At 70.0% G+C, this 10,079-nt stretch carries 8 protein-coding genes and 1 pseudogene; 1 reads left to right on the forward strand and 8 read right to left on the reverse strand.

What is annotated here, in order from left to right; genetic code table 11:
- Nucleotides 1-22: 22 nt before the first annotated feature.
- Complete coding sequence (locus tag ACZ7LT_RS27840) at nucleotides 23-214, reverse strand: DUF6381 family protein (RefSeq protein ID WP_471238854.1); 192 nt, start codon at nucleotides 212-214, stop codon at nucleotides 23-25.
- Between the two features lie 155 nt (nucleotides 215-369).
- On the opposite strand from ACZ7LT_RS27840, the gene ACZ7LT_RS27845 reads away from it, so the two are divergent.
- Nucleotides 370-1,158, forward strand: coding sequence for an Fpg/Nei family DNA glycosylase (locus ACZ7LT_RS27845; RefSeq protein WP_471238855.1), 789 nt, complete (start codon nucleotides 370-372; stop codon nucleotides 1,156-1,158).
- Nucleotides 1,159-1,248: 90 nt separating this feature from the next.
- Here the strand turns inward: ACZ7LT_RS27845 and xdhC are convergent, their stop codons facing one another.
- The 7 genes and pseudogenes from xdhC to ACZ7LT_RS27880 all read right to left on the reverse strand — a co-directional run.
- The gene (gene xdhC, locus ACZ7LT_RS27850) at nucleotides 1,249-2,058 is read right to left on the reverse strand and encodes a xanthine dehydrogenase accessory protein XdhC (RefSeq protein ID WP_471238856.1); all 810 of its coding nucleotides are present in this window, start codon (nucleotides 2,056-2,058) and stop codon (nucleotides 1,249-1,251) included.
- 1 nt (nucleotide 2,059) lies between these two features.
- Complete coding sequence (gene xdhB / locus ACZ7LT_RS27855; RefSeq protein ID WP_471238857.1) at nucleotides 2,060-4,504, reverse strand: xanthine dehydrogenase molybdopterin binding subunit; 2,445 nt, start codon at nucleotides 4,502-4,504, stop codon at nucleotides 2,060-2,062.
- Nucleotides 4,501-5,964 (reverse strand): xanthine dehydrogenase small subunit, encoded by a 1,464-nt coding sequence (locus ACZ7LT_RS27860; RefSeq protein WP_471238858.1) that lies wholly within the window; start codon nucleotides 5,962-5,964, stop codon nucleotides 4,501-4,503. The genes xdhB and ACZ7LT_RS27860 overlap by 4 nt, the downstream gene beginning before the upstream one ends.
- Nucleotides 5,965-6,570: 606 nt before the next feature.
- A complete protein-coding gene (locus ACZ7LT_RS27865) occupies nucleotides 6,571-8,010 on the reverse strand; it encodes a DEAD/DEAH box helicase (protein ID WP_471238859.1) in 1,440 nt (479 codons plus the stop codon).
- A gap of 118 nt (nucleotides 8,011-8,128) precedes the next feature.
- Nucleotides 8,129-8,626 (reverse strand): protease inhibitor I42 family protein, encoded by a 498-nt coding sequence (locus ACZ7LT_RS27870; protein ID WP_471238860.1) that lies wholly within the window; start codon nucleotides 8,624-8,626, stop codon nucleotides 8,129-8,131.
- A gap of 151 nt (nucleotides 8,627-8,777) precedes the next feature.
- A complete protein-coding gene (locus ACZ7LT_RS27875) occupies nucleotides 8,778-9,905 on the reverse strand; it encodes a serine hydrolase domain-containing protein (RefSeq protein WP_471238861.1) in 1,128 nt (375 codons plus the stop codon).
- A 75-nt stretch (nucleotides 9,906-9,980) separates the two neighbouring features.
- Nucleotides 9,981-10,079: pseudogene (locus ACZ7LT_RS27880) on the reverse strand (DUF4097 family beta strand repeat-containing protein); the annotation flags it as partial.

The raw sequence follows: 10,079 nt of genomic DNA on the forward strand, positions 1-10,079 counted from the left end.
GGGATCGAAGCGGGCCGGGCGGCTACCGGTCCGGGTAGATGTCGCCGCTGGCCATGCCGGACTCCTGCTCGCTCTGGTCCCTGAGCCGGCGGGCCTCGTCCCGCAGCCGCTGCTGTTCCTGCGGGTCGGCTGCGCCTTCCGCCGCCCGGTCCAGCTCCTTGGCCTTCTCGCGCATCTGCCGGACGTGCGCCCGCGCCTCGTCAGCGGTACTCATCAGGGCACTCCTCGTGGAGAGAGACGAACGACCACACCAGGGAAGCAGTGCGCCCGCACGTGCGCACGTCGAGGGCTTCCTCACCGCGGTGCGGCGGCGGCCGGCCGTGCGGGGTGCGACCCTGGGTGTGATGGGCGTCGCGAAGGGGTGATGGCATGCCCGAGCTGCCCGATGTCGAGGGGTTCCGGGAGGTCCTCGCCGACTGCGCGCAGGGCAAGCGCATCACCCGGGTCGAGGTGCACGATGCGGGCGTGCTGCACGGGGTGGGCGCGGAGCGGCTGCGCCGCCGCCTGGAGGGGCATCGGTTCACCGAACCCGGGCGGCACGGCAAGTGGCTGCTCGCCCGCACCGATGGGCCGACCGTGCTGATGCACTTCGGCATGACCGGACAGCTGGTCTGCTGCCGCGCGACGGACGACCGTCATCCGCACGACCGCGTCGTGTTCACCCTCGGCCGCGACCAGCTGCGCTTTCGCGATCAGCGCAAGCTTCAGGGCATCTGGCTCGCCGAGGACCCCGACGCCGATGTCGCCCGAGCCCTAAGTGACCAGGGGCCCGACGCGATGGCGATGGACCGGGGCGCGTTCGACGAGCTGTTGTCCCGGCGGCGCGGCCGCGTCAAGTGGGTCCTGACCGACCAGGCCCTGATCGCCGGGCTGGGCAATCTCCTCGCGGACGAGATCCTGTGGCGTGCCCGCCTGCATCCGGCCCGCCGGGCCGAGGAGCTGACCGACGACGAGCGCCACCGACTCCACACCGAGATGCGCCGCACGCTGCGCTCGTCGATCCGCGCCGGACGCGTCCCGCCGCGCGGCTCCTGGCTCACCGGCCGCCGCGACGACCCCGACCCGGCGTGCCCGCGCTGCGGCCGCCCGCTGAGCCGCCGGCGCATCGGCGGACGCGGCACGGTGTGGTGCCCCGACTGCCAGCCGGAGACCTCATAGTCCGCTGACGGTAAAGCTGACGGCAAAAGGGTGCCCCGCACGTGTGCGTTCGCACGAAGGCGGGGCACCCCTGTCGATCCGGTGGGAGAGTCAGTTCCCCTCGTTTTCGAAGGTACGCAGCAGATCGGCGGCGACGCTCACGGCAATCGTCGCGGGTTCCTTGCCGGTGATGTCGGCCAGCCCGATCGGGGTCTTGATCCGGTCGATGGTGGCCTTGTCGTGCCCGCCCTCGGTGGCGAGGCGTTTACGGAACCGTACCCACTTGGCCGCCGACCCGATCAGCCCGATGGAGCCGAGATGGGTCGTACGCAAAGCGGCGTCGCACAGAGCCGCGTCCTCGGCGTGATCATGGGTCATGATCAGGATGTGGGTGCCGCGCGGCAACTCCGCCAGCACCTCCTCGGGCAGCAGCGGCGTGTGATGCACATGCACCTGCGCCACCGCGTCCGCCAGCACGTCGAGCCGCTCCTTGGTGAGCATGTCGGAGCGGGTGTCGATCAGATGGAGGTCGAGGTCCTGACGTGCCAGGATGCGCGCCAGTTCCAGTCCGACGTGCCCGACGCCGAAGACTGCCACCGCCCGTACCACCGGCAGTGGTTCGAGCAGCACCGAGACCGTGCCGCCGCAGCACTGCACGCCATGCTGGTTGACCACCTTGTCGTTCAGGGCGAAATCCATCAGCTCCGGATCCGGCTTGGACGCGGCGATCATCTCCCGGGCCCGATCGATCGCGACGGCCTCGACGTTGCCGCCACCGATCGAGCCCCACGTCTCGGTCTGCCCCACAACGAGCTTCGCACCGGCGTCGCGCGGGGCATGGCCGCGCACGGTCGCGACGGTCACCAGCACGCCGGACTCCCGGCGTGATCGCAACCGTGCGACCGCGGCGACCCACGTCATGTCAGGCACCGCTCAACGCTTCTGCGTCGGTGCGGACCTTGCCCTCGACATGCCCGTTTCCGGCGTGGCCGCTGGCGGCGAACCCGTTACGGGCGTCACCTTCCCGGGAGGCATCGCCCTGACGAGCGGCCTGGATCGCCCAGTACACCGCCTCCGGCGTCGCGGGCGAGGCCAACTCGACGCTGACCCCGCTCGGCCCGAACGCGGCGGCGGCCTGCCGCAACGCCTCTCGCACCGAGAACGCCAGCATCAACGGAGGCTCACCCACCGCCTTGGACCCGAACACCGCGCCTTCTTCGGTGGCGTTCTCCATCAGCGTGACGTTGAACTCCTCGGGCATCTCCGAGAAGCTCGGCAGCTTGTAGGTGCTCGCGGCCTGGGTCAGCAGCCGGCCGCGGTTCGGCCCGTCACTGGCGTCCCAGCGCAGGTCCTCAAGCGTCAGCCAGCCCGCGCCCTGTACGAAACCACCCTCGACCTGACCGATGTCGATCAGCGGGGACAGGCTGTCGCCGACATCGTGGACGATGTCCACCCGCCGGATGCGGTACGCGCCGGTGAAGCCGTCCACCTCCACCTCGGTCGCGGCGGCGCCGTAGGAGAAGTACTTGAACGGCGAGCCCCTGAACGTCTTCGCGTCCCAGTGCAGACCCTCGGTCCGGTAGAAACCGGCCGCCGAGAGCTGAACCCGCTGGAAGTACGCGGTACGCACCAGGTCGTCCCAGGCCAGCTCCTTGTCGCCGCCCAGGACGCGCGCGACGCCCTCGACGATGCGCACGTCCGAGGGGTTCGCACCCAGCTGGGTGCCGGCCACGTGCAGCAGCCGCTCGCGCAACTGCTCGCAGGCGTTCTTCACCGCAGCACCGTTGAGATCCGCACCGGAACTGGCGGCGGTGGCGGAGGTGTTGGGCACCTTGTCGGTTCGCGTCGGGGCCAGCCGCACCTTGTGCAGCGGGATACCCAGCGTGGTCGCGGCCACCTGCAGCATCTTGGTGTGCAGGCCCTGGCCCATCTCGGTGCCGCCGTGGTTGATCAGGACCGAGCCGTCCTTGTAGATCAGCACCAGCGCACCGCCCTGGTTGAAGGCGGTGAGGTTGAACGAGATCCCGAACTTGATCCCGGTGAGCGCGAGCCCCCGCTTGGTGTGCGGGTGGGCGGCGTTGAAGGCTGCGATCTCGCGCTTGCGATCGGCGATGCCGGCGTCGGCCTGCACCTGCTGCCAGATGGTGGAGATACGTTCGGGCTGAGTGACCGGCTGTCCGTACGGCGTCGTCTGGCCCTGCCCCGGCCGGTAGAAGTTGCGCTCCCGCAGCTCCATCGGATCCAGGCCGAGCAGCGGCGCGCACCGGCCCATGATGTCCTCGATCACCAGCATGCCCTGCGGTCCGCCGAAGCCGCGGAAGGCGGTGTTGGAGACCTTGTTGGTCTTGGCGATGCGACCGGCGATGCGGGCGTGGGGAATCCAGTAGGTGTTGTCGATGTGGCACAGCGCGCGGGCCACCACCGGCTCGGACAGGTCCAGGCTCCAGCCGCCGTCAGCGGTCAGGGTCGCGTCCAGGGCCTGGATGCGGCCGTCGGCGTCGAAGCCGATCTTCCATGTGGCGTGGAACCCGTGGCGCTTACCGGACATGGTCAGGTCCTGAGTGCGGTTGAGCCGCACCCGGACCGGCCGGCCCGTCAGCTTGGCACCGAGCGCGGCGACGGCGGCGAACCCGTGCGGCTGCATCTCCTTGCCGCCGAAGCCGCCACCCATCCGCAGGCACTGCACGGTCACCTCGTGGCTGTGCAGGCCAAGCACGTGCGCGACGATTTCCTGGGTCTCCGAGGGGTGCTGGGTGCTGCTCTGGATGAACAGCTGCCCGGCCTCGTCGACAAGGGCCAGCGCCGCGTGCGTCTCGAGGTAGAAGTGCTCCTGGTCGGAGAACTGGAACTCGCCGGTGAACACGTGCGCGGAGTCGGCGAAGCCGGCGTCGACGTCGCCGGTCAGCATCACGGGCCGGGCGCCGTGGAAGCTCTCGGCCGCGATCGCGTCCTGCAGCGTGATCAGGGAGGGCTGTTCGTCGAGTTCCACCTCGACGGCCGCCGCACCGATCCGGGCCGCCTCCAGGGTCTCCCCCAGCACCCAGGCGACCGCGTGGCCGTAGAACATGACCTCGTCGGGGAAGAGTGGCTCGTCATGCTTCATTCCGGCATCGTTGACGCCGGGCACGTCGGCGCCGGTCAGCACGCGGACCACACCGGGCACGGCGAGCGCGGGCTCGGTGCGCAGCGCGGTGATCCTGCCGTGGACCTTCATGACCTGTACCGGGTAGGCGTGCAGCACGTCCTTGGTGCGGTGGACCAGGTCGTCGGTGTAGAGCGCGGTGCCGGTGACGTGCAGGCCGGCGCTCTCGTGGGGCATCGAAACGCCGACGGTGGGCTTTTCGGGACGCTCGGACAGATGACTCATGACGACACCGCCTCGGTGGTTCGCGCGTACAGCTTCAGCAGGCTCTGGCCGAGCATCGCGGCGCGGTAGTCGGCGCTGGCGCGGTGATCGTTCATCGGCGTGCCCTCGGCCCGCAGCACCGGGGCCGCGGCCTCGACGGTCTCCGCCGTCCACGGCTTGCCCTCCAGGGCTGCCTCGGTGGCGAGGGCGCGGATCGGGGTGGCGGCCACGCCGCCCAGGCCGATGCGTGCCTTGCGGACGATCCCGTCCTCGACGTCGAGCGCGAACGCGACGGCCACGCTGGAGATGTCGTCGAAGCGCCGCTTGGCGATCTTGTGGAAGGACACGACCGGCGACAGCGGCAGCGGGATGCGCACGGTGCGGATGAGCTCGCCGGGACGGCGCACGCTCTGCCGATAGCCGGTGAAGTAGTCCGCCAGCGGGACCTCGCGCTCTCCGTCGGCGCCGGCGAGCACCACCGATGCCTCCAGCGCGAGCAGTACCGGTGGGCTGTCGCCGATGGGGGAGCCGGTCCCGAGGTTGCCGCCGAGGGTCGCACCGTTGCGGATCAGCCGGGATGCGAACTGCGGGAAGAGCTCGGCCAGCAGCGGGACGCTGCCGTCGAGGCGGCGTTCGATCTCGGTGAGCGTCAGGGCCGCCCCGATGTCGATGGAGTCGGATCCGACTCGCAGCTCCCGCAGTTCGGGCAGCCGGTCGACGGCGACCACGCAATCCGCCCGGCGGGCACGGATGTTCACTTCCACGCCCCAGTCGGTGGAGCCGGCGACCACCACCGCGTCGGGCCGCTCGCGCAACAACCCCAGCGTTTCGGCCAGGGTGCTCTTCCGTACGAACGCACTGTCGCCCTGGGTGTATTCGGTGGCAACAGGTGCGGGCGGGGACTGCTCGCGACGCTGCGCCAGCGGGTCCTCATCGGTGGGCGTACCGACGGCGAACGCGGCATCGCGAATCGGGCGGTAGCCGGTGCAGCGGCACAGGTTTCCGCTCAGCGCGTGCAGATCGAAGCCGTTCGGACCGTGCTCGGCGTCGGTGCCGTCGGCCGGGTCCGCGTGCGCGCAGCGGTCGGGCCGGTAGTACTCGGCGGCCATGCTGCAGACGAACCCCGGTGTGCAGTAGCCGCATTGGGAGCCGCCGCGGACCGCCATCTCCTCCTGCACCGGGTGCAGGGTGGACGGCTTGCCGGGTTCGCCGGCGGTGGCGAGACCTTCGGAGGTGATGACCTCCTGGCCGTCCAGCGCCGCGACCGGGACCAGGCAGGCGTTGACCGCGACCCAGTCGGTGGGCTTGTTCACTCCGGGACGGGCCACCAGGACCGAACAGGCACCGCATTCACCTTCGGCGCAGCCCTCCTTGGTGCCGGTGAGGCCACGCTCGCGCAGAAAATCCAGCACGGTGGTCTGGGGCGCAGCCGGTGAGATGGGTGTTTCGTTCCCGTTGACCGTGATCCGCGCCGCTACCATGACAGGCCTTCATTTCGGGACACAATCGGACGATTCATTATGTTCGCCATTTTCAGGCAGCTTTCTGTGTTCAGAGGCGCCGCGTGACAGGAGCGGGCGCGAAGAAGCACGCGACAGCGACGTGCCATGAGGTGATGAAGAGAAACCTGGAATGTGCCACGGAAGGGCACGTCAGAACGGCGTAATCAGCAGCCGTGCGCGATACGACCCGGAACCCAGACCGTGGTGTGGGCGAGGCGACTCAGGTCAGAGCTGGTGTACATCCGCCGGTCGCCTCCTCTCGGTCGTCATGGGTCGACGTTGACCGCAAAGTAGTCGCTGGCGCCACGGAGGTCAACAGGTCGGCCTCTGCGGCCGGAGAACTGAACGGATTCGAGAGCCGGTTGCCGCGCACCAGCACGACGGTGTCTCCGGCGGCGGCCGAGCGGAAGACGTCCTCGGCCGCCGGACTCAGGTCAACGCCGCCGGGCTGTGGTCAACGCCGTCGGACTCAGGTCAACGCCGCCGCGGCGGCGGCACGCTCGGCGTCGAGCAGGGCGCGCATCGCGCCCGGGCCGGCCCGCTGCGGCTCCGCGGCGACGCCCTCCGGCGATGGGCGTACGCCGGTCAGTGGGCCTTGCGAACGCGGGCGGCCCGGCGGGCCTCCGCGGTCTTGCGGGCTTCGGCGGCCTTGCGGGATTCCTTCGCCGGGCGGCCCGTACGATCACCCGCACCGCGGAAGGGGGCGTAGCCGCTCTTCGGCGCTGTCCCCGCCGGGGGCCGTTTGGCTCCGGTGATGCTCGTCAGCGTCGCCTCGCCGGACCGCACCTGAGTGACGGTCGGCCGGATCCCGGCGTCCGACAGCATCCGGTTCACATCCCGCCGCTGGCCGGGAGTGACCAGGGTGGCCACGCTGCCGGACTCACCGGCGCGCGCCGTGCGCCCGCCTCGGTGGAGGTAGTCCTTGGGGTCGGTGGGCGGGTCGACGTTGACGACGAGGTCGAGGCCGTCGATGTGGATGCCACGGGCGGCGACGTCGGTGGCCACCAGTACCGTGATGGCGCCCTCCTTGAACCGGGCCAGTGTGTGGGTGCGCTGGGGCTGGGACTTCCCGCTGTGCAAGGCGGCCGCCTGTACGCCGCTGTCCCGCAGATGGCCGGTGAACCTGTCCACGCCGGCCTTGGTCTCCAGGAACATCAGCACCCGTCCGTCCCGGGCGGCGATCTCGGTGGCGACGGCGTACTTGTCGGCCGGGTGGATGTGCAGCACATGGTGCTCCATCGTCGTCACCGAGCCTTCCGCCCGGTCGACGGAGGCGAACACCGGATCGTGCAGGTACTGCCGGACGAGATGGTCGACGTTGCGGTCAAGCGTGGCGGAGAAGAGCATCCGCTGCCCGTCGGCGGGCGTGTGGTCCAGGATCTCCGAGACCTGCGGCAGGAAGCCCAGGTCGCACATCTGGTCCGCCTCGTCCAGCACCGCGATCCGCACCTGGTTCAGGTGGCAGTCACGGCGGGCGAGCAGGTCGGCCAGGCGCCCGGGGGTCGCGACCACGACCTCGGCGCCGGCCCGGACGGATGCCGCCTGCCGCCCGATCGACAGCCCGCCGACGACGGTCGCCAGCCGCAGCCCCAGTTCCTGCGCGTACGGGGCCAGCGCGTCGCTCACCTGCTGAGCGAGTTCCCTGGTCGGTACGAGGACCAGCGCGAGGGGCCGTTTCGGTTCGGCACGCCGGCCTGCCGTACGGGCGAGCAGCGCGAGCCCGAAGGCGAGCGTCTTGCCCGAACCGGTCCGTGCGCGGCCGAGGACGTCACGGCCGGCGAGAGCGTTCGGCAGGGTGGCCGCCTGGATCGGGAACGGTTCCCGTACCGAGAGGCCGGTCATGGTCTTCAGCAGCGCCGACGGCAGATCCAGCTCGTCGAAGGAGCCGACCGGCGGCAGGCCCGGGGTCACGGCCGCGGGCACCGCGAGCTCGCCTCGCGGCACCACGGGACGACCGGTCCTGTCGGCACCGGCGTGCCCGGAGGCTGACGGGGACTGCCCAGCGGCTGGCGGCTTCGCGTTCATGGGTACCTTCCTCGGATCGGCGCCCGGAACGGGCCGGGGCCCGTACCTCGTCTCGGTACGGGCCCCGGCTACGTCGAAGCGTAGGGACATTTTACCAGTGCGCGGTCGCTCGACGACCTCAGCGAACGGTGATCTCGTAACGGAAGAACGCCGGATCATCGCCCGGCTCGTCCGTCGCGTCGGCCGTGGGGACGGGTACGGCGGTGGCCCTGGTCTGGGCCACGCCGGCGCAGCGGGCCATCGGACAGTGCAGCAGCGTCACCGTCGTCGTGCCCTTTGCGCGGGCGGTGAACGTGAAGTACGCCGTACCGTCCCCGCCGCCGGCGATGCCCTCGTCGGTGCCTTCGATGTCCTCGCGGGTGCCCTGGTAGTCGAGGACGTCGGCGTCCGGCTTGGGGTCGGCCAGGTACCAGTGCTCGCCCATGTAGGGACGGGCCGGAACCTTGAGGGTGAACTCGTCGCCGGCCGCCACGGTGATGCGGCGCTCTCCGGTGCCGTACTCGCTGGGACCGAAGAAGCCGGTGACGGCGAGGACGAGGGCGAGGCCGAGGGCCGCCAAGGCGGTGGCAAGGAGGCGGCGGGCCGTCTTCGAGGGCGGTATCACGCGTTTGATCATGTCGGCCGGGAATCTAGCACGTGTCCCACCACATGCGCCTCTGAATACGCCTCTGACCTGCGTGTTCCTACGGTGCATAGACCGTGGTCCAGAAGTCGTGGAAGAGCCGCTCCGAATCCGGGGTGAACATCCGAAGACGCCGCTCGGCTGTCTACGGAGTCGGCTCGGCCGCGTGAGCCGATTCGGCCTGGCTGCTGCCGAACACCTCCTTGACGAGCATCTGCGCCACCTTCTGGAACGCCGCTGCCAGGGACAGTGCCGCGTCGTCGACGTAGTTCAGCGAGGCGGTCAGGGTCTTGGTGCCGTCGGGCGTGCTGTACATCAGCGCGGCGTGGCCCGCCATGCCGCCGTTGTGGGTGATGACGGTGCCGCCGTCGCCCGTGTCCTGCACGAACACCCCCAGTCCGTATCCGACCTTGGGGTGCGGCTTGCACATCTCGGCGAGCAGCGGGGCCGGCAGGAGCTTGCCGCCCAACAGCGCGGAGATGAACGTCTGAAGGTCCTGGGTGGTCGAGATCATGTCTCCGCCGGTGGAGATCCAGGAGGGGTTCTGACGGGTGACGTCGACCGTCTGCTGCCGGCCGGCATCCTCGTAGCGGAAGTAGGCGTGGGCGTGCGGCTCGGGTATCTCCGGGCTGGTTTCCGGCACCACGGTGCCCGAGAGCCCGAGCGGCTCCAGGATCAGCCGGTTCATCTCCTCGGCGAGCGAGCGGCCGGTGACCTTCTCGATCAGCAGCCTGGCCAGCACGTAGTTGGTGTTGGAGTAGCTCCAGTCGGACCCCGGCTCGAACCGCGCCGGCTTGGACAGCGCCAGCCGTACCAGCTCCTCCGGCCGGTAGGTCTTGAACCGGCTGTCCACCCACTCCTGGCCGGCGGTCGTGGCGGAGATCCCCGGCGCGAAAGTCCCGTCGTCGTAGTACTCGCCGGTGAAGTTGAACACCCCGCTGGTGTGCTGCAGCAGCATCCGTACCGTGATCCGCCGGTCAAGACCGAACTCGGGCAGATGGTCGGCCACCGGGTCGTCCAGCCCGATCGTACCCTCGGCCACCAGCTGCAGCACCACGGTCGCGGTGAAGGTCTTGGTGTTGCTGCCTATCCGGACGTGCCCGTCGATCTGCGGCTTGGCGGTCTCGCCCAGCCTGCTCACCCCGGCGCTGCCCACCCACTCTCCCCGCTCGTCGTGCACGCGCATCGTCACACCGGTGAGACCGGAATCGACCATCTCCTCGATGGCCTTGCGCAGCTCCGGGCGGTCCTGGTCGGTAAGAGTGAGGGACATGGTGGTGTACTCCTTCAGAACTGTCACGAAATTCAACTGAACGGACGGGATCGCGGCGCCTCGGGGGCGCATCTGTCACAGGCTGCGGGCGGTGATGTTGCCGTACGAGGTGGTCGCGTTGATGTTCAGGCCGGCGGAGGCGCCGTCGGTGTTGTTGAGGGTGTTGTGGATCCG

It is taken from the genome of Streptomyces sp. NPDC039465 (genome assembly GCF_055639315.1).